The 17,329-nt window shown below is 44.1% G+C and carries 21 protein-coding genes and 1 pseudogene; 10 read left to right on the top strand and 12 right to left on the bottom strand.

Translation table 11 applies throughout. The annotated features are described in order from the left end of the window. Positions 1-52: 52 nt before the first annotated feature. Positions 53-1,099, bottom strand: coding sequence for a 4-hydroxythreonine-4-phosphate dehydrogenase PdxA (gene pdxA / locus QUB52_RS24050; protein WP_332974999.1), 1,047 nt, complete (start codon positions 1,097-1,099; stop codon positions 53-55). Between the two features lie 122 nt (positions 1,100-1,221). Here pdxA and petM point away from each other — a divergent pair, with 122 nt between their 5' ends. From petM to QUB52_RS24035, 3 genes are all read left to right on the top strand, one after another. Beyond that, positions 1,222-1,326 carry a cytochrome b6-f complex subunit PetM gene (gene petM / locus QUB52_RS24045; protein WP_172189541.1) on the top strand — a complete coding sequence of 35 codons (105 nt, stop codon included), beginning with the start codon at positions 1,222-1,224 and terminating at the stop codon, positions 1,324-1,326. Positions 1,327-1,522: 196 nt separating this feature from the next. Further along, positions 1,523-2,500 (top strand): NmrA family NAD(P)-binding protein, encoded by a 978-nt coding sequence (locus tag QUB52_RS24040; protein WP_332970147.1) that lies wholly within the window; start codon positions 1,523-1,525, stop codon positions 2,498-2,500. Between the two features lies 1 nt (position 2,501). Next, a complete protein-coding gene (locus QUB52_RS24035) occupies positions 2,502-3,419 on the top strand; it encodes an NAD(+) kinase (protein WP_332975000.1) in 918 nt (305 codons plus the stop codon). Between the two features lie 407 nt (positions 3,420-3,826). On the opposite strand, the gene QUB52_RS24030 is transcribed toward QUB52_RS24035, so the two are convergent. From QUB52_RS24030 to era, 7 genes are all read right to left on the bottom strand, one after another. Next, positions 3,827-4,054 carry a DUF2281 domain-containing protein gene (locus QUB52_RS24030; RefSeq protein WP_332975001.1) on the bottom strand — a complete coding sequence of 76 codons (228 nt, stop codon included), beginning with the start codon at positions 4,052-4,054 and terminating at the stop codon, positions 3,827-3,829. 276 nt (positions 4,055-4,330) lie between these two features. Further along, entirely contained in the window at positions 4,331-6,019 is a 1,689-nt protein-coding gene (locus tag QUB52_RS24025) for a DUF262 domain-containing protein (RefSeq protein WP_332975003.1), read from the bottom strand. Between the two features lie 350 nt (positions 6,020-6,369). After that, positions 6,370-6,567, bottom strand: a complete 198-nt coding sequence (locus QUB52_RS24020) for a DUF433 domain-containing protein (protein ID WP_332975004.1) — start codon at positions 6,565-6,567, stop codon at positions 6,370-6,372. A gap of 91 nt (positions 6,568-6,658) precedes the next feature. Continuing rightward, positions 6,659-6,799, bottom strand: a complete 141-nt coding sequence (locus QUB52_RS24015; protein WP_332970152.1) for a hypothetical protein — start codon at positions 6,797-6,799, stop codon at positions 6,659-6,661. Between the two features lie 69 nt (positions 6,800-6,868). Next, positions 6,869-7,459 (bottom strand): Uma2 family endonuclease, encoded by a 591-nt coding sequence (locus QUB52_RS24010; protein WP_332970153.1) that lies wholly within the window; start codon positions 7,457-7,459, stop codon positions 6,869-6,871. Positions 7,460-7,501: 42 nt separating this feature from the next. Beyond that, complete coding sequence (locus QUB52_RS29330; RefSeq protein ID WP_442923407.1) at positions 7,502-7,609, bottom strand: hypothetical protein; 108 nt, start codon at positions 7,607-7,609, stop codon at positions 7,502-7,504. A 37-nt stretch (positions 7,610-7,646) separates the two neighbouring features. Then, positions 7,647-8,558, bottom strand: a complete 912-nt coding sequence (era, locus tag QUB52_RS24005) for a GTPase Era (RefSeq protein ID WP_332975016.1) — start codon at positions 8,556-8,558, stop codon at positions 7,647-7,649. 508 nt (positions 8,559-9,066) lie between these two features. Between era and QUB52_RS24000 the strand changes: the two genes are divergently transcribed. Continuing rightward, positions 9,067-9,486 (top strand): hypothetical protein, encoded by a 420-nt coding sequence (locus QUB52_RS24000; protein ID WP_265238025.1) that lies wholly within the window; start codon positions 9,067-9,069, stop codon positions 9,484-9,486. A 249-nt stretch (positions 9,487-9,735) separates the two neighbouring features. On the opposite strand, the gene QUB52_RS23995 is transcribed toward QUB52_RS24000, so the two are convergent. Both QUB52_RS23995 and QUB52_RS23990 read right to left on the bottom strand, forming a co-directional pair. Next, positions 9,736-10,002 (bottom strand): hypothetical protein, encoded by a 267-nt coding sequence (locus tag QUB52_RS23995; protein WP_265238023.1) that lies wholly within the window; start codon positions 10,000-10,002, stop codon positions 9,736-9,738. A gap of 183 nt (positions 10,003-10,185) precedes the next feature. Next, on the bottom strand, positions 10,186-10,347 hold the full coding sequence (locus tag QUB52_RS23990; RefSeq protein ID WP_332975005.1) for a hypothetical protein: 162 nt from the start codon (positions 10,345-10,347) through the stop codon (positions 10,186-10,188). Between QUB52_RS23990 and QUB52_RS23985 the strand changes: the two genes are divergently transcribed. The 4 genes from QUB52_RS23985 to QUB52_RS23970 all read left to right on the top strand — a co-directional run bounded on the left by QUB52_RS23985 (position 10,339) and on the right by QUB52_RS23970 (position 12,947). Continuing rightward, the gene (locus QUB52_RS23985; protein WP_332975006.1) at positions 10,339-10,896 is read left to right on the top strand and encodes an NUDIX hydrolase; all 558 of its coding nucleotides are present in this window, start codon (positions 10,339-10,341) and stop codon (positions 10,894-10,896) included. The two genes, QUB52_RS23990 and QUB52_RS23985, sit on opposite strands and share 9 nt — an antisense overlap. Before the next feature lie 105 nt (positions 10,897-11,001). Continuing rightward, a complete protein-coding gene (locus tag QUB52_RS23980) occupies positions 11,002-11,760 on the top strand; it encodes an ATP-binding cassette domain-containing protein (RefSeq protein WP_332975007.1) in 759 nt (252 codons plus the stop codon). A 53-nt stretch (positions 11,761-11,813) separates the two neighbouring features. Further along, on the top strand, positions 11,814-12,275 hold the full coding sequence (locus tag QUB52_RS23975; protein WP_265238017.1) for a DUF29 domain-containing protein: 462 nt from the start codon (positions 11,814-11,816) through the stop codon (positions 12,273-12,275). Positions 12,276-12,308: 33 nt separating this feature from the next. Next, positions 12,309-12,947 (top strand): ABC transporter permease, encoded by a 639-nt coding sequence (locus QUB52_RS23970; RefSeq protein WP_332975009.1) that lies wholly within the window; start codon positions 12,309-12,311, stop codon positions 12,945-12,947. 78 nt (positions 12,948-13,025) lie between these two features. Here the strand turns inward: QUB52_RS23970 and QUB52_RS23965 are convergent, their stop codons facing one another. Then, positions 13,026-13,661: a DUF1802 family protein gene (locus tag QUB52_RS23965; protein ID WP_332975011.1), complete on the bottom strand. Its 636-nt coding sequence runs from the start codon at positions 13,659-13,661 to the stop codon at positions 13,026-13,028. A gap of 125 nt (positions 13,662-13,786) precedes the next feature. On the opposite strand from QUB52_RS23965, the gene QUB52_RS23960 reads away from it, so the two are divergent. Together QUB52_RS23960 and QUB52_RS23955 are read left to right on the top strand one after the other, a co-directional pair. After that, entirely contained in the window at positions 13,787-14,746 is a 960-nt protein-coding gene (locus QUB52_RS23960; protein WP_332975013.1) for an aldo/keto reductase, read from the top strand. A gap of 243 nt (positions 14,747-14,989) precedes the next feature. Then, the gene (locus QUB52_RS23955; protein WP_332975014.1) at positions 14,990-16,855 is read left to right on the top strand and encodes a serine/threonine-protein kinase; all 1,866 of its coding nucleotides are present in this window, start codon (positions 14,990-14,992) and stop codon (positions 16,853-16,855) included. Positions 16,856-17,003: 148 nt separating this feature from the next. On the opposite strand, the pseudogene QUB52_RS23950 reads toward QUB52_RS23955, so the two are convergent. Further along, positions 17,004-17,329, bottom strand: a pseudogene (locus tag QUB52_RS23950) (hypothetical protein); the annotation flags it as partial.

The raw sequence follows: 17,329 nt of genomic DNA, 5'->3' as shown, positions 1-17,329 counted from the left end.
TGCCGCCTCGCGCCAGCGAACACAATTTTGCGCAGTGTCAGACGTACTAAAGCTATTGCCCTATTTTAGCTGCTACTCTGCGACTAGCCAACTGGGCAGCCAACTGCAATGCTGCTGTCATGCTGGAGGCATCGGCAATTCCTTGACCTACAATATCAAAAGCTGTGCCGTGATCGGGAGATGTGCGGACAAAGGGTAAGCCAATTGTAGTGTTGACTGCTTTGTCGAAAGCCATCAATTTGACTGGAATCAAGCCTTGGTCGTGATACATTGCCAAGTAACCGTCGTGAGCTTCTTTGGCTAAGCCGTACCAAACTTTAGCTGGTTTTACCCACATGGTATCCGGGGGGACTGGCCCGTCTAACCGCACTTGAGGAAAACGATCGCGCTGCGTTTCCAACCACGGTATCATCCAATCTTGCTCTTCATTTCCCAGTTTGCCATTTTCCCCACTGTGAGGGTTTAAGCCAGAAATTGCAATTTTCGGTCTTTCGATCCCAAAATCTTCCCGCAAACAGTCTATCAGCAATTCTAGTTTTTCGCTGAGCAATTCTGGAGTCAAAGCATCCGGTACTTGACGCAGGGAAATATGTGTGGTAGCGAGTAAAGTTACCAGCGTCCAACCGCTGTGAGGAGATGTGGCGGCAAACAGCATTCCGAACCGCTGCGATGAAGCCCTTTCTGCGAGGAGTTCTGTTTGTCCAGGATAATTGTAACCGGCAGCTTGCCAGCAAGTTTTGGAAATTGGGCCGGTGACAATGGCCGAGAATTCGCCGGCAAGGGTACGGGCGATCGCCCTTTCCATATACGCAAAGCTAGCCGCCCCACTAGCAGCATTCCCGACACCGGGGACAATGGAGCCCCATTTGCTGTCTGGTTCGATATCAATAATGTTTAATGTTTCGGGATTTGCCGCTGCGGTTGCTGGATCGATCGATCGCAACTTATCGTAAGTTTGCTGCAAAATTGCCCGCGAGCCGAAAACCGTCACCATCAAAGCAGCAGCCGGATCTGCCAAGGCTTTGAGGATCACTTCCGGGCCTATTCCCGCCGGATCTCCCAGAGTTACAGCTAGTTTTGATTCCCGATCGAGACTCAAGGCAGTTTTCTCCCCAAAAAATACAGCAATTTCAGCAGTGAGATTTTAGCATTCATGTAGCTGGTTGCCCCAAATTATATTATCTTTGTTTAATGCGATCGCCCAATTAGACATATAAAATCATGAATCCTGAAATTTTCAATGCAGCCTTTTTGTCCTTTTCCCTAATTTTCGTGGGTATAGGCGGAGGCTTCCTCCTGCTCAAACTGCAAGGCGGCGAAGAATAAGTTTTTGTAACAATCATTCAGAAGTCTTCTAAGTTAAGCCTTCTAGCTTCTGCCTGCCACCCAGAGCCAGCCTGCTGCCGAAGCTTTCAAGTCCAAAATGAGAAAAAATCAGGCTTTTGTTAAGTTTTTATAAAAAACATAACGAAAACCTGATACTATCTTATAGAAAGTTTAAGATTCATAAATTAATCCCTAGATGACTTTATTGATTGTAGGAGCCACAGGCACCCTCGGCCGCCAAATAGCCCGCCGCGCCCTAGACGAGGGCTACCAGGTGCGCTGTTTAGTCAGAAATTACAGAAAAGCTGCATTTTTGAAAGAATGGGGCGCTGAACTCGTACCGGGGAACCTTTGTCAGCCCGACAGCTTGATTCCTGCACTAGAAGGCGTCACTGCTATCATCGATGCAGCAACAGCCAGCGCGGCAGATTCTGTCAGCATCAAAAGAGTAGACTGGGACGGAAAAGTATCGCTAATCCAAGCAGCAGCAGCAGCAGGCATCAAGCGTTATATATTCTTTTCTTTTCTCGATGCTGAGAAATATCCGCAAGTTCCCTTGTTGGAAATCAAGCGCTGTACCGAGCTTTTCTTAGCAGAATCCGGTTTAGATTACACAATCTTGAGACCTTGCGGATTTTTGCAAGGACTGGTGAACCTGTACGCAATGCCGATTTTGGACAATCAGGCAGTCTGGCTGCCCAACAAGCCGTCAGCCCTTGCTTATATGAACACTCAGGACGTGGCAAAGTTTGCCGTCCGAGCTCTTACCGTTCCCGAAACCGAGAAAAAAACCTTTCCGGTGGTGGGAAATCGAGCTTGGGATGCTGAGGAAATTGTGCGGTTGTGCGAGCGGCTTTCTGGCAAACAAGCCAAAATCACCCGCACGCCAGATGCCTTGTTGCAGGCTACTCGTCAATTTGCTAAGTTCTTTCAGTGGAGTTGGAACGTAGCTGACAGATTGGCTTTTTCAGAAGTTTTAGCAGCCGGAAAACCCTTGAAAGCTCCGATGGATGAAGTTTATAGCGTCTTCGGAATTGACCCCAAAGAAACTACTACTTTGGAGTCTTATCTCGAAGAATACTTTAATCTGATTATGAAGAAGCTCAAGGAAATAGAGTACGAGCAGCTTAAGACTAAAAAACGGAGTAAACAAAAAATGCCCTTTACATTTTAAAGTGCCGAAAGCTGGAATTATATACAACGACGTTAAACCAGTCTCTTGTCGCATCGCTGAAGAGTTGAAAGACAAGCTGACTGCCCGCGGCTGGGAGGTCTGCGCGGTTTCCGGTGCCGGGGGAATTTTGGGCTATTCTAGCCCCGATCGCCCCATGTGCCACACTCCGATCGACCAACTTGTCCCCCCCGGTTTTGACAGTGACATGGAGTTTGCAGTGGTTTTGGGTGGCGACGGTACGGTGCTGTCTGCGTTTCGCCAAGTTGCTCCCATCGGAGTGCCACTGCTGACTGTCAATACTGGTCATATGGGCTTTTTAACAGAAACTTATCTGAACTTGCTCCCGCAAGCTTTGGAAAAAGTGATCGCTGGAGAATACGAAATAGAAGAAAGGTCAATGCTGGCCGTGCGGCTGTTTCGAGAAAATGACTGCCTTTGGGAAGCGCTTTGTCTCAATGAAATGGTGCTGCACCGCGAACCGCTGACTTGTATGTGTCATTTTGAAGTCGCGATCGGGAATCACGCCTCTATTGACATTGCCGCCGATGGAGTAATTATCTCGACTCCGACAGGATCGACGGCTTACGCCCTTTCTGCCGGCGGGCCTGTAATTGTTCCCGGAATACCGGTGCTGCAATTGATCCCTATTTGCCCCCATTCGATGGCTTCGCGGGCTTTGGTGTTTTCCAACACCGAACCGGTCAAAATTTTGCCGGCGAGTCCGAATCGCCTGGTAATGGTGGTAGATGGGAACGGCGGATGTTATGTTTTGCCGGAGGATTGGGTACAAATCGAGCGATCGCCCTACCCAGCGCGTTTTGTTCGGATACAATCTTTTGAGTTTTTCCATATTTTGCGGGAAAAATTAGGCTGGGGTTTGCCTCACATTGCTAAACCGAGTTCCGTTGAGTTGCCTTAATAGTTGTTGGTAATTAGCGGAGTGTAGCGGAGGGCTAAAGTCCCGTCCTTTTAGGGCGGGTTTTTCTTCGCCTTCAGGTTTCTAAGTTTTTTCGCAGGATAAAGCTCGATCGGAATCTCCTACGGAATCCTTAATTCTCGATCGAGATTCCGAATCATCTTCAAGGTGAGGCAGCGTTTACGAGATAACGGTATAGAACCCATTTGAGATCTATTCTGCGTAAATCTCAGAAACCGGGTTTCTCTCTATATTTCTCGTCACCCAACCAAAGACTCGTAGAAACCCGGTTTCTCGCCCCTAGCGTAAATCTCAGAAACCGGGTTTCTCTCGGTATTTCTCGTCACCCAACCCAAAAACTCAAAGATGTCAAATGGGTTCTATAGTTGGAGTGTCTTCATTAGTTTTCTTTACCCCCATGCGTCTTTGCGAATGTTGTCTAGGGTGATATTTTTTCCTTCCCAGATTCCGGCTAGATCGAAAAAGGATGGTTCTCGATCGGAGTCATCATTTTTTGGTTCTATCGTTTTAGTTTGGCTGGCTTGAAAATCCAGAAATTCGATAAATTCAATAACTTTATTGCGTTGTTCTAGGGGAAAATGTTGGATTTTTTCGATCGCCATTTCTAGGGTTAACATGGGTTTCTCCTTGGTTGGTTTTGGTACTATTTTAACGATTTACACAAACATTTTTTTTTGATCGACTAGCTTGTTGCATGGGTGCGCGATCGAAGCGTATCTATTGATTTTACCAATTTTCTGTAGGTCAATCTCTCGACGATCGAGCTTCCGAATTATCTCCAAGGTCAGGCAGCGTTTACGAGATAACGTTCGCGCTCACCGGACGCAGATAACCTTTGCAGCTCAACCAACCATATTTGTACGTTCCGGTGCAGCGCGGTTGTTATGCCTCTCTCAGCATATTTTTACGATTACGTCGATGATTTTATCTTTCCTGTTTTTTATTATTTCTTTGCTCCATAACCCATTCTCAGAAACTACACTCCGAACTTCTCTTTGTTGTTCATTGTGATTATAGGTAGCTAATTTTTGGGACAGTGAAATATTACCAACTGCACAATTATGCGATTTTGACAACAACAAGTAGTTACCTAGACAATTTAGGTATTGGTTCCTGAACTCCTCGTCGTAATTGTCATAACCGTGAGGCTTTATTTCAGGTTCAGTTGTTGGAGCAATGTGTTCCAATTCTGGATTTATGATTCTGTCAAAACGGGTAGGACAATAGCCACTCTTGCCTTGCTGCTCTAAGTACGCCTCATATTTCCAAAGGAGATATTTTGCAACTGAATGATTTATTCCACCTTGGAGGGACTCTTTGAGCTTTTCATTGTTCCAATAAGCCCACCACCAATCCGATGTGGTTTTCATCCACTCTATTCGGGCAATTATTGGGCTAATATCTTTGTGGTTCTCAGTAAATTCTTCAAACACACCATTTATTCTTGCTGTTATGTCGGCACGGGTTCCGATTAGACGATGGCGAAGAACCAAATTTTCTAGTGACGAACAGAGAGTTCCGATCTCATTAATAGACAAGCCATATCTATACGCCTTCACGATAAACGGAAGCGCAATGGCAATCCCCCCTAGTGTGATCAAGGAATGTATTGCAAAATTTTCATGTTCATCTTTTCCAAAAAATACGGATAGGTGTTCAAAACTTACCGAGAGTGACCTTGCAAAAGACTTTATGAAATCAATTGAGTTTTGCCCTGATAAAGCCTTGTCGATTTTATCTAGTGCATTAGTTTCCCACAGTGAGTTAAAGTGAACCCGCAGTGTATACAACAAAACATCATCTTCATTGATACGATATTCAATTGAGGAAATTGACTTGTAAATTTTTTCAAAACGGTTCTTTATTTCTTCTATAAGTTCATCTCTATCATCATTGCTATGTAGATGAACGTTATACATAAATTGAGCTTTGACAATTTCTAGATTAGATGGTTGTTTACCTCTACTATTTTGGAATATAAACATCTGAATTGCTTCCGACTCGTCCTGCACTGGATGAGTAGTGCAATTTGATTTGCTAACAATAGATAGCATTCTTATCAAATATTCTTCAGATTTATTCGACAGTTTTTTCTTGTAGAAATCAAAGGCTTTAACGATACGGCGTGCAGATTCTGTGTCAAGTCTATTGAGATCAGATTTTGTTTGTTCAATTACATAGTCTTTGAACAACTGATTGTCGTAATCCACCGTAGTGAAGCGTATCGTACCGCCCCGCTTCACCATGTCTTCATACAACTCTTTTTCATCGTCGTTCCAATTTCTTATAGTTTTTAGTTTGGCAAAAAGAGCGGACAAAAATATAACAATGGTTGTAAGGCGCTGCTGCCCATCTATTACTTGAAATTTCTCATTTCTTTCCTCAAATAGAAAATGACCAAAGTAATATGGGCTTTTGGCATTGCTCTTGCTGTATTCTTCTAAGTCCGACAGAAACACGTCCGTTTGGGTGTTCCTATCTGTTTTCTCAACAGGAGTTTCCCAAGAGTATGCGCGCTGATAGGATGGCACGATAATTTTGTTGCCAGCCATCATTTTTCTAATTGTTGTCGATGCTTCCATTACTCATTTCTATCTTTGGTTTCGGTTTTGAGGCATAACTTATAATTATATCGCAGTTGCGGTACAATAATGGATATAATCGAATAATACCGCAGCTTGATGATGTATGTCAACCGCTTCTTACTCCCGATCGGAATCTCCTTTCCTCGATCGAATTCGCCGCACGATTCGAGTCAATCACTGAAGCCGCCGCACTGAAAAAAGCTATCTATATGAGATTTTAGATTAGAGAGCATTTAGAGTCGATCGCACACTTTCGGCGATCGGTGCATTATGATAAAGCAAGCAGCGATAAATTTTCGTCTTCATAAAATAACTCGATCGCCTTAAACTCCCGACGCAGCAAATTTTCAACTTGTGATGTCGAAAGCAATACAGGCTTTTAAATCTTCTCGCGTCAAATCGGGAAAATCGTCGAGAATTTCTGCTTCGGTCATCTCGGAAGCCAGATACTCAAGCACTTCATAAACCGTAATTCGCAAGCCGCGTACACAAGGCTTACCACCGCGTTTATTTGCTTCGATCGTGATGTGGTTTCGGTAGTTCATAAGAAACACTCGGTAATACCATTTTTCTGTGAAGCTGCATAGAATGTATCCTTTACAGGAAAGGATTTCAGGCTTCCCATTCTGTGCAGCTTCAAACAGCATTGCTATAAGTGGGAAACTCAGCTTGTCGATGGGCTTGAAATTCCAGAAATTCGATATATTCAATAACTTTATTGCGCTGTTCGGGGGGAAATTGTTGGATTTTTTGGATTGCCATTTCTAGGGTTAACATGGGTTTATCCTTGGTTAGCTTTGGTACTATTTTAACGATTTACACAAACATTTTTTGTAACAAGTTTTTTCACTTTTCAGGTGTTGTTTCTGGGGTAAGGTCGAGATTGCGATAGATTTGTTCAATGGCAAAACTTAGATTGATGCTTTTGAGTTCTATGGTATCGCCTGCTTGATAGTTGATGATCAGCCATTCACCTGTATCTTTTTTATGATACAAATCTATTTCGATGCTGGTAGAACTGACTAATAAATAGTCTTGTAAGGCTGGATTTTTGCGATACATTCTAAATTTGCCGCCTCTGTCGTAGGATTCGGTGCTAGGAGAAAGTACCTCAACGATTAGGCAGGGATAGGTAATGTATTGGGTTGTGGTTTTATCCCGTTCGTCGCAGGTTACACTAGCATCGGGGTAAGTATAGTTACTGGCTTCAACGATGTTAATCTTGACATCAGAATTGCCCGTTATACAGCCGCTATTTTCTAAATGATTATCGAACATAGCAGTAAGTCTGATGGCAATGCGACCATGATTGACGCTACCGCCGCTCATGGCGTACACTTGACCGTCGATGTATTCGTGTTTTTCGAGTTGCTTTTCTTCCCAAGCAAAGTATTCTGCGGGGGAGAGTTGGGGAAAGTTTTCTTTAATGGCAATCATGGGAAATCATTCCTTGGTTAGCTTTGGTACTATTTTAACGATTTACACAAACATTTTTTGCAGTAACCCTTTTTTGAATTGCTTAGTTAATTCGATTTGTTGGGCAATAGCTTCAATCTTTTTATCTATCGCTGTCAAAAAATTAGCTATTTTTTCTTGTTCTTCTTTGGATGGAACTTCAATAGTTTTACTCTTCTACGCGATAGCCCAATTCCGCCAAACGAGTCCGCGACTGCCGCCACTTAGGTTGCACCTTGACAAAGAGCTCCAAATACACTTTGCCTTCAATTAACTTTTGAATCTGTTCTCTGGCCGCACTGCCGATCGACTTGAGCATACTGCCGCTTTTACCGATTAAAATACCTTTTTGGGAATCCCGTTCGACGTGAATCGTCGCCAGAATGCGGGTAATTTTGGCTTCTTCTTGAACGATGTCGATCGCAATTGCTACAGAATGTGGCACTTCTTCCCGCGTCAGCAGCAAAATCTGTTCCCGAATCAACTCGCCCATAATAAAGCGTTCCGGCTGGTCTGTGACCAAATCGGGCGGATAATAATAGGGCCCAACCTCCAGATGTTCGATTAACAATTGTTGCAGCGGCTCGACACCCTCGCCCGTGAGAGCCGAAAACTTGACGACTGGCCACTCAGGATTGACAATTTGCTCGTAAGTGCGATCGATCAACACGGAATCCTCCGGTTGTTCGTCCAACTTATTCATCCCCAAAATCACCGGAACTTTGCAATTGCTGAGAATTTCGATAATATATCGATCGCCCCCACCGGATTCCACCGAACCATCCACCACAAACAGCACCACATCCACAGACTGAATCGCGGTGCGCGCATTCTGCACCAAAACCTTACCCAGTTGGTGATGTGGCTTGTGAATTCCCGGAGTATCGACAAAAATAATTTGTGCCTCATCCGTCGTCAGGATGCCCCGCAGCCTGTTGCGCGTCGTCTGAGACACCGGCGAAGTAATCGCAATTTTCTGCCCCACCAACTGATTCATCAGCGTGGATTTGCCGACATTGGGCCGCCCGATAATACCCACAAAGCCCGATTTGTAACCCGCAGGAGCCGCGGGAACACTCATGATTTCCGATAAGTCTATAATCTTGCTATCTTCCACTAAATTCACCTATTTTCAAGCCCCTTCTCTGCCTATTGTCGCTTGAAAACACTCAAACGCCCATTGATGCACTGTAGCATCTTTCAAAGCCCTGGTATAGCGCATAACACTCAAAGGGCGATCGAGCTGCTGGGACAGTGTTAAGATGTGATGTGCGATCGGCAAAACTTGATATCTGAGACAAACTTTGATAAAGTTCCCATAACATCGCTCAAAAATGAATCATTCTGGTAAAACCGAGTCTCCAATGCTGTAACAACTTCAGATGTGTAAATATCTTACTCAACTGAAACCATTCTACAGTTTGTCAGACCAACCAGTTTTTACACTTTTGAAGATGTCTGGTAATAAATTAGGTAGGTCAAAATCTAGATAAAAGTTCATTAGCATCATATTTTTTCTAATTGAAGCTAATGTTTTTGGAGACTATCTAATTAATGCTAACCGTCATAAAGTTGAGGAGATGAATCGGATGAAATCGAAATTATTTTGGAGTTGCTGCACCGTCTTGGTAGCCAGCTTGCCTATTCCCGCCTTCGCTCAAACAGCCCCCCAAGCAGGTATTGACTACAAAGGTGGCTCAATGAACTACCAGATGGTACCAGGCAAAATTCCTGAAAGAACCTTGCCCAAAGCCTTTGACTTTCCTATTATTACCAATGTTGCTACTGACACCAGCATCACCACGGATCACCTAATTACCGATGAGTTTCGCGCACCAGCGACTCGTACAGAATACACCAGCGCTCTCACCACCTGGGCAGAATCAATCAAAGAATGTCTGGGTAAACAGCCCCGCTTGATCCGGGCCAGCACCAAGAACCCGATTATGATTAATGGCAAAGTAGGCACGATTGTCAGAAACGCAAATAACCGTGCAGTTTGCAAATAAGCGAGTCAGTTCCGCTGTCTGAAGACAAAAACTAGAGACTGTTTTTACACAAAAAGAGCAATAGACTTTCTATTGCTCTTTTTGTTGCAAAATGTCAATTAATTGGTTTGTAGTGAGGACTTTAGTCCTTCTTAATTTCTGAGGACTAAATTCCTCACTACAAACGAGATAATTCCAGAGAAACCTGTTTTTTCCCAAAAATATGCTGTGAATCCCTGAGCATATGGATTTTAACACTTTAATTCTCGATTAAGTAGCACAAAATTCATTCGTACTTAGCAAAATTTCCCCATAATCAGGAATCCAAGCTAGCCACTTTTCCTCGGAACACTGACACAACAGCCATGCTTCGTCAAAACTGAATGCTGTTGGGGGATTGAACAATTTGACCCACATCGAAGGAACCAATTTGGGTGCAGGTACGGCGCAGCCAAATTTTTCCCAGTCGAAGGCACTCGCGGCGCCAGCTAGCGTTTGTTGCGATTGCCAAGTACGAATATCTGTTTGCAGTTGCATAATTACTCCTGTCTGTCGAGCTAAGAGTCTGCACTCCTTGCGGCGTTTTAACAACCCAGAGCGGCAGATAAATTTTGATTATGTAGTCTATGTTACTGAATTATCTGGGTCAATGTGTAGTTTGTTACAAAAATTTACAATCGAGAGGGAAAAAGTGGCTCAAAGGTCGAAAAGGTCGATCGGCTATTTGGGCGATCGACAGCGATCGATTACGATGGTCAAAACATCAGATTTATAGCAACCATAGCCAACGCTTAGGATATTCTTAATTATTTTTTCCCTCTTCCTTCTTCCCTCTTCCTTCTTCTCTCTTCCCTCTTCCCTCTTCCTTCTAATATGAACCAAACGGCAAAATCCCCGTGGAAAACTCTAGACCGCTTTGTAGAAATCAACTCTCATTGGGTAAAACTAATCGCCGAACATCTCGAAACAACCGAAGGGCAAATTGTAGAATATTGGCGAGTTGAAAGAGCAGATTCAGTTGTAATCTTAACAATTCAAGCTGACAAATTGCTGTTTCCTTCACCGATGTATCGCCCCGGCGTAGCAGAAGCAACCCTCGATTTTCCCGGCGGTCGCGTACCAGAAGCATCAACGCCAGCAGCGGCAGTTCCAGTTATAATCAAAAAAGAACTAGGCTTGACAGAAAGTGCGATCGCCCGCATCCAACCAATCAACACCACAGGCTGGGCAATCAACAGCTCATTTTCCAATCAAAAACTCTACGGTTTTGTAGCAGAATTGCACCCGACAGCCACAGTAAATCCCGAACTTCTCGGTGCTGTATATCCTGTCACCCCCGACGGAATTCGCGACTTGCTCAAAAAATTAACTTGCCTCCAATGTCGATCCTTGTTGCTAGAATGGCAAAACCACGACAATTTTAGATTTTAGATTCTTCGACTTCGCTCAGAACAAGTTTTGGATTTTAGATTTTTAATTTTCCCGCCACACTAGCCGATTGACGATTAATTAAAATTAACATCACCCAAACCAATCATGGCTCTCAATAATCATGAAGTTGCTGTCGAATGCCTCGATGTTACATATCGCCTCAATCGCAGGCATTTAGTAGAAAAAATTAATTTTAAAGTGCTGCAAGGAGAAGTTTTAGTATTGCTGGGACGCAGCGGTAGTGGCAAAACTACCACCATGAAATTGATTAACAATTTACTCACGCCAACCAGCGGCGAAGTGCTTGTCATGGGAAAATCGACAACTGAATGGAGCCCCATTCAATTGCGGCGAAAAATTGGCTATGTGATTCAAGAAATCGGTTTGTTTCCCCATTTTACCGTCGAGCAAAACGTCGGTTTAGTCCCGAAACTGGAAGGTTGGGAGGGCGATCGCATTCAATCTCGCGTCCGCCAACTGTTAGAATTAGTCAACCTCGATCCGCAGCACTTCGCCAAACGTTATCCCCATCAGTTATCTGGCGGACAGCGGCAGCGCGTGGGTGTCGCCAGAGCACTGGCGGCTGACCCTCCACTGCTGTTAATGGACGAACCGTTTGGCGCTTTAGACCCCATTACTCGCCTAGAATTGCAGCGAGAATTCGGTCAATTGCAGCAGCAACTGGGCAAAACTGTGATTTTTGTGACTCACAGCATTCAAGAAGCTTTTTTGTTAGCTTCTAAAATTGGTTTGATGCAGGATGGACGGTTAGTTGAATTGGGATCGCCCGATGATTTTCTAAAATCTCAGCATCCAGAAGCTCGCGCATTTCTTGAATGTTTGCAAGTAGCTAAATTTGAATGATTTTAGCAAAATTTTGATAATATATTTTTAGTAACTAAGCTGACAATCAAACGATGCACAGTCTTTACCAGACAGACTTCTATGCTTGGACACAACAACAAGCCAAGTTACTTCGCAAGCGTCAGTGGAGTGAACTTGACTTGTCAAATTTAATTGAGGAAATTGAATCTTTGGGCAAACAGGAACGTCAAGAACTTAGAAATCGTTTGAGCATTTTGCTAGGACATTTGCTGAAGTGGCAATATCAGCCCCAGCAGCGCAGTCGTAGCTGGTTGTCTACAATTCGAGTGCAGCGGCGGGACACTCAGAGGCTGATACAGGATAACCCAAGTCTGAAACCTTACTTGCAAGAAGCTTTCCAAGAAGCTTATCAAAACGGTAGAGATTTGGCAGTAGGAGAAACCGATTTACCTCTCAAAACCTTTCCTCCAAACTGCTTTTACAGCTTAGAGGAAATTCTGGACTCTCGCTTCTATCCTGGTGAACCAAGTCCTGAAATGGAAAATGATTTATAAGATTGACAGCAATCAGGAATAACCAATTACCCGATGATAGAATTTTTAAATCGCTATGGCGCTGAGATAATTCAGCGCGTACTCGAACACTTATATTTAGTAACTGTGGCAATTTCGATCGCAATTATTGTGGGGATTCCCCTCGGGATTTTAGTCACGAGAAAACCAAAATTGAAAAAGCCGATTTTGGGATTTGCAAATATTATGCAAACAATTCCCAGTTTAGCTTTGTTTGGCTTGCTAATTCCGATGCCCGTTTTGGGAGGAATAGGCGATCGCACGGCAATCATCGCCCTCACACTTTATTCCCTACTGCCCATTATCCGCAACACTTATACCGGGATTGTCGGTGTGGATTCGGCGATTGTGGCAGCCGGGAGAGGCATGGGAATGACGGATCTGCAACTGTTATGGCAAGTGGAACTTCCCCTAGCGCTGGGCGTAATTTTGGCGGGAGTGCGAGTTGCTGCGGTAATTGCGATCGGGCTAGCAACGATCGCGGCGGCAATTGGTGCCGGTGGCTTGGGCGTGTTTATTTTTCGCGGCGTTGCTACAGTCAACAATCAGTTACTTTTAGCTGGGGCAATTCCGTCAGCTTTAATGGCATTAGCTGCAGATTTTGGGCTTGGTTTAGTGGAAGGGCGCCTCTCGAAAAGATCAGACGGCGGTTGAAACCGCGTTTACAAAAACGAAGTCCGCCGACGCGGACTGAAAAAAATTATGTTTTACGTTATTTTCACCGCCCATTCTTCAACCCACGGAGGTGGGTTTTGTTTGTATAGACGCCGTTTCAACCGCCTGTTCTTCTTCAAGCTTCGGAGGATTCGCGATCAGATTACGGATTTCATTTGAACGTGCAAGGTATTCTCGATCGCCTAAAACAGCTTCGCTTCCATCCAGGGAAATAGGACTAGCCAAATCTATCCAAGAACGGCAACCGCCGTAGGCAGTAATGTACGGAATCTCTACAGTTTCTGCTAACCGATAAGCCCGCAGTAGTAAAATATAAATTGGCTGATTTTGTTTCCATTTCAGCCGATCGCCGACAAATTTTTCATTCCAAATATGGTAAGGAAAAAGCGCCGTAATTGCCGGTTCCCAAGCGACCAAAAAAACATCGGTAATTTCAGCCCAACTGCCAATTCTAATCATTTCTGGATGCCAACCAGATTCTACTGTTTTTACCTGACTCGCAAAATCCGGCTTTAATAAATCAGGCTGTTGGTGTTCAAAAGTTGGATAAAGCAAAACCTGCTTGTCAGCAACATTAAACTGTCCTGCTTGCTCGCGAATGCCCCCCTTTCGCAACAGCACAATCGTTTTGCCCTCTTCCAAAGCATTAACCGCTATATTCCATTCTTTCAGCGCACGAGTAGTTGATTTCATAGGATTTAGTTGGATTTTAACCAAAGTAACAAAATCGGTACTTGACAGCAATTATAACAACTTTTTTCTGTTAAAATTAGATAGTTTGAGGGTAAATAGTAAAAATTCAAATTAGGGCTATAGCTATGGAAAAGCGACAATTGGGGACATCGGGAATTCAAATTAGCCCGATAATTATGGGGACTTGGCAAGCTGGGAAGCGGATGTGGGTGGGAATTGAGGATGCTGAAACTATCAAAGCAATGCGCGCCGCTTTTGACGCAGGTATTACGACCTTTGATACGGCTGAGGTTTACGGAGAAGGGCATTCGGAACAAATTATCGGCAAAGCGCTTTCAGATGTACGATCGCAAGTAGTTTATGCTAGCAAAGTTTTTCCCAACCACCTAAAACCCGATTTGGTAGTCGAGGCGTGCGATCGATCGCTAAAAAACCTCAACACCGATTATATTGACCTTTACCAAATCCACTGGCCCGCCGGTACTTGGAATTCCGAGTTAGTACCAATTGCAGAAACAATGGACGCGCTGAACAAATTAAAAGAACAGGGGAAGATTCGGGCGATCGGTGTTTCCAACTTTTCCCGCGCCCAAATAGCAGAAGCCGCCCAATACGGACGCATCGACAGCTTGCAACCACCCTATTCTCTGTTTTGGCGCTGGGTAGAAAAAGATGCCATGTCCTACTGTCTAGACAATCATATCTCAATCCTTGCCTATTCATCTCTAGCTCAAGGAATATTGACAGGTAAATTTGGGCCAGAACACAAGTTTGAAGCAGGCGATCACCGCGCCAAAAGTAAGCTGTTTATCAAAGAAAATTATGAACGAGTGCAAACAGCATTGAGTCAACTAAGACCAATTGCCGATCGCCACCAAACAAGCTTGGGCAATTTAGCATTAGCGTGGTTAATCGCCCAGCCGCAAACTAACGCAATTGTTGGCGCGCGCAATGCCGAACAAGCCACTGCTAACGCCAAAGCTGCCGAAGTCAAGCTGAGTCAGGAGGACTTAAAAGAAATAGACGCGATCGGGCGAACAGTCACCGATAGTTTAGATGACAATCCAGTCATGTGGAATTTCTAAAATAGTTGACAGTTGACAGTTGACAGTTGACAGTTGATAAAGGACTAAACTCCGAACGATCAAACCAGCTTTTACAGTCTCGGACGCAGGGATAGTCAGAAACCGGGTTTTTTGCATTGTACTTCGTTACAGCCCGCAGATTCGGTAAAAACCCGGTTTCTTTGGTATTTATGCACAAGTTTTACTTGATCTAGCTTCGCACATCTAAAATCCTAAATCCCGAAATCCCCAATCTAAAATCGAATGAGTTATTGTTTAAACCCCAACTGTTCCAAGCCCGAAAACCCGGATACAGCCAAAATTTGCCCAAATTGCCGGTCAAAACTGCTGTTGCGCGACAGATATCGGGCCATAAAGGCGATCGGACAAGGAGGTTTTGGCAGAACATTACTCGCCGTTGACGAAGACAAACCATCAAAACCCCGCTGCGTCATCAAACAATTTTTACCCCCAGAAACCCAACTCATCCCATCAGCCAGTAATCGCAACAGCAAAAAAGCAGCCGAACTTTTTGAACAAGAAGCAATGCGATTAGATGAATTAGGAAAACACCCTCAAATTCCCGAACTACTAGCATATTCCATCCAAGACAACAGACAATATGTCGTCCAAGAATTTATCGACGGACAAAACCTAGCACAAATTGTAACAACAGAAGGCACGTTTACACAAACTCAAATTCAAGACTTACTCAACAGCTTATTACCCGTACTTCACTTCATCCATTCCCACAACGTTATTCACCGAGACATAAAACCAGAAAACATCATCCGCCGCGCCGACAAACAATTAGTTTTAGTAGACTTTGGTGCTGCTAAAATAGCCACAGGTACAGCCCTACTCAAAACAGGAACCAGCATCGGCAGCCCCGAATACATCGCCCCTGAACAAGCCAGAGGCAAAGCATTTTTCACCAGCGACTTGTACAGTTTAGGCGTAACTTGCCTGTATTTGCTAACTCAAGTTTCCCCCTTTGACCTCTTCGATCCGGGCGAAGATGCCTGGATTTGGCGGCAATATTTGGCGAATAACCCGGTGAATGAAGAAATGGGTAAAATCTTAGATAAATTGATTGAAAATGCTACGAACCGTCGCTATCAAACGGCTGTTGAAGTCTTAACCCAACTGAATCCAGAAGCAGCTAGTAAACTCACCCTTCCTCAAAAAATCACCAAATCAGTCAAACCCGCAGCCAATCCCAATCCGCCGCAACAACAAACCCATAACTGGCAATGTATTCACACCTTAACCGGACACAAAAACTTAATTTCCTCTGTAGCTTTCAGCCCTAACGGAGAAGTTATCGCCAGCGGCAGCGATGACAAAACAATCAAGCTTTGGCAAGTACAAAACGGGCAAGAAATAGTCACTCTCGCAGGACACGCCAACTCAGTTCATACAGTAGTTTTTAGCCCCGATGGAAAGACACTTGCCAGCAGCAGCCACGACAAAAAAATCAAACTTTGGCGGATGAAAGACGGGCAAGAAATCCGCACGCTTGCAGGTCACAGCAACTCAGTTTATGGCTTAACTTTCAGTCCAGACGGCGAAACTGTGGCTAGCAGCAGTTGGGACAAAACAATCAAACTTTGGCGGGTGAAAGACGGGCAAGAAATTTGTACATTTAGCGGTCACATTAACTTAGTTTACTGCGTCGCCTTCAGTCCAGACGGAGAACTTTTGGCTAGCAGTAGTTGGGACAGAACCATTAAGATTTGGCGAGTTAAAGATGGCAAGTTAATTCGCACGCTGACTGGTCATACAGACTGCGTGCGTTCTGTAGCTTTTAGTCCCAATGGAGAGTTTCTGGCAAGCGGCAGTCACGACAATACTATTAAGATTTGGTGGGTAAAAGATGGGCAAGAAATTTTAACAATTTCTGGTCATTCTTGGTATGTAGATTCGATCGCATTTAGTCCCGATGGCGAGGTTATTGCTAGCAGCAGCAATCAAATTATTAAGATTTGGCGGGTAAAAGATGGTGGAGAAATTTGTAATATTTCCGGGCATACAAATTCGGTTTACTCGGTTAATTTTAGCCCGGAAGGAGAGTTTTTGGCTAGCGGTAGTAGTGATAAAAGTATTAAAATATGGCAGAATATTATTTAGATTGAATTAGCCATAATCAAAGTATGACTCCGCGATTGAAATCGCGACTCTACAAACTAAGTCTGCCTGCGCGGACTGAAGAATTAGGCGATTTAAAGCCCGGATTTGGTATGAAGTTCTCACGTAAAACCGAAGAGATGGGACTGATTCAATGGTTCTCCATCTCGACTTTTCGGCGCAACTCTCGAATTGCAACGCTTGTATTGCGATCGCGCGACATTTGGTAGCACTCCAGGACAAGTTCTGATATGTTAAAATCGGGGAAATAACGGCTGATAGAAGTTTCCACGTAGCCCTCGTCTTCCAAACAATAAATCCTCAACCGATTCTGCTTGAACAACCACACTTCTGGTACTCGATAAGGCAAGTAATCATCCACATCCGTGTAGCTAGTGACAGGGTGCATCTCACTTTGGCGAGTATGCCAAAAAAGGGTTAAAATGAAAAAGCTAGTAAAATTGCCAAATAAAGATG

The organism is Microcoleus sp. A6-C6, from assembly GCF_036705955.1.
Lineage (GTDB): Bacteria > Cyanobacteriota > Cyanobacteriia > Cyanobacteriales > Microcoleaceae > Microcoleus.
Note: the sequence above shows the minus strand (reverse complement) of the source record. Positions and strands in the feature narration are given on the sequence as shown.

Coding starts and splice junctions, on each gene's coding strand:
- QUB52_RS24020 (WP_332975004.1), bottom strand. CDS start 6,567: ATGAACTACCGAAACCACATCACGATCGAAGCAAATAAACGCGGTGGT.
- QUB52_RS23995 (WP_265238023.1), bottom strand. CDS start 10,002: ATGCAACTGCAAACAGATATTCGTACTTGGCAATCGCAACAAACGCTA.
- QUB52_RS23980 (WP_332975007.1), top strand. CDS start 11,002: ATGGCTCTCAATAATCATGAAGTTGCTGTCGAATGCCTCGATGTTACA.
- petM (WP_172189541.1), top strand. CDS start 1,222: ATGAATCCTGAAATTTTCAATGCAGCCTTTTTGTCCTTTTCCCTAATT.
- QUB52_RS24010 (WP_332970153.1), bottom strand. CDS start 7,459: ATGATTGCCATTAAAGAAAACTTTCCCCAACTCTCCCCCGCAGAATAC.
- QUB52_RS23985 (WP_332975006.1), top strand. CDS start 10,339: ATGAACCAAACGGCAAAATCCCCGTGGAAAACTCTAGACCGCTTTGTA.
- QUB52_RS23975 (WP_265238017.1), top strand. CDS start 11,814: ATGCACAGTCTTTACCAGACAGACTTCTATGCTTGGACACAACAACAA.
- QUB52_RS23965 (WP_332975011.1), bottom strand. CDS start 13,661: ATGAAATCAACTACTCGTGCGCTGAAAGAATGGAATATAGCGGTTAAT.
- QUB52_RS24040 (WP_332970147.1), top strand. CDS start 1,523: ATGACTTTATTGATTGTAGGAGCCACAGGCACCCTCGGCCGCCAAATA.
- QUB52_RS23960 (WP_332975013.1), top strand. CDS start 13,787: ATGGAAAAGCGACAATTGGGGACATCGGGAATTCAAATTAGCCCGATA.
- QUB52_RS23955 (WP_332975014.1), top strand. CDS start 14,990: ATGAGTTATTGTTTAAACCCCAACTGTTCCAAGCCCGAAAACCCGGAT.
- QUB52_RS24030 (WP_332975001.1), bottom strand. CDS start 4,054: ATGTTAACCCTAGAAATGGCGATCGAAAAAATCCAACATTTTCCCCTA.
- QUB52_RS24025 (WP_332975003.1), bottom strand. CDS start 6,019: ATGGAAGCATCGACAACAATTAGAAAAATGATGGCTGGCAACAAAATT.
- QUB52_RS24000 (WP_265238025.1), top strand. CDS start 9,067: ATGAAATCGAAATTATTTTGGAGTTGCTGCACCGTCTTGGTAGCCAGC.
- QUB52_RS24015 (WP_332970152.1), bottom strand. CDS start 6,799: ATGTTAACCCTAGAAATGGCAATCCAAAAAATCCAACAATTTCCCCCC.
- era (WP_332975016.1), bottom strand. CDS start 8,558: ATGAGTGTTCCCGCGGCTCCTGCGGGTTACAAATCGGGCTTTGTGGGT.
- QUB52_RS23970 (WP_332975009.1), top strand. CDS start 12,309: ATGATAGAATTTTTAAATCGCTATGGCGCTGAGATAATTCAGCGCGTA.